At 35.0% G+C, this 996-nt stretch carries 1 protein-coding gene and 1 pseudogene; both read right to left on the reverse strand.

Translation table 11 applies throughout. From position 1 onward, the window contains the following. Positions 1-230: 230 nt before the first annotated feature. Positions 231-794 (reverse strand): annotated as a pseudogene (locus GMD4S_RS12325) (DpnII family type II restriction endonuclease); the annotation flags it as partial. Between the two features lie 26 nt (positions 795-820). Continuing rightward, positions 821-996, reverse strand: a 176-nt coding sequence (locus tag GMD4S_RS13230; RefSeq protein ID WP_008292012.1) for a M24 family metallopeptidase, incomplete at its 5' end; no start/stop codon positions are given.

Here is a 996-nt window from a genome sequence, read left to right on the forward strand (position 1 = left end):
TAAGTTATATTCTTTAGCCAACTCAACCGGCCCTTTTCGAATATTCTCGATAAAAGTAATCATGTCAAAATTTTTGTAATCACTAATACTCTTCTTCATCAATAATAGTTTTTCCTCTAAACTTTGAATAAGAATATGGGTTTACTTGCAATGCGCATTTATAATATCTTGCATAATGTCTTTCCATAATATTTACCTGACCTTTGAATGTTAGTTTGAACTATCGCGATTTATTTTAAAAGCTCACGCAAAAAGTTATTTTTAAGCATATTCAAATTAAAAACATTTTGAATGTGTTCAAATGCTTCGGAGAGTGGTAAGTGAGCAGTTTTCCAACCTTGTCCATCTGTCACCCAGATAAACTCAATGTCATCTTTTGATTCTTTACTAAACTGATTAAGTTTAGTAAATTCACCAGCAACCGCTTTAAGTTTACTTCCACTGTCACCATAGTAGTTCGTTTCAATGAGCCAAACTTTATGACGTTCCCTAGAATAAACAGCTACATCAAAGTGCCGTTCTGATTTATCTACTAGCACCTCAATACCCCAATTTGATTTAATAAATGAGGCAGTTGCTTGAGCTTTCCATTCAAGTCCTTGTTTTTGAGCTATTTTTGCAACGTGTCGTTCTAAGATACCTTCCATTATTGTGCTACTACGATTTTTACGAGCGTTACTATCCAAACCAGCCTCTACACCATAAACATAATCAACTAAAGAACGGTTTACTTTAATTTGGAGAAAATCTAATAAACCAGATTGTTCCGCAAAAACAACATAATCCACAATTTGAGCTGACTTTTTGCTTGTCTCTAAGTTTAATCAAAATAAAGCAAATCTTTGCTGGTGCTTGTAAAGAGGTCAAAGCCATCCTTGGTAACAACACCGCAATCTTCGATACGAACACCGACTTTACCAGGGATATAGATACCTGGTTCAACAGAGAAGCACATGCCTTCTTCGATGACCATGTCGTTTCCTTCCATGATAGAAG

It is taken from the genome of Streptococcus sp. GMD4S (assembly GCF_000296955.1).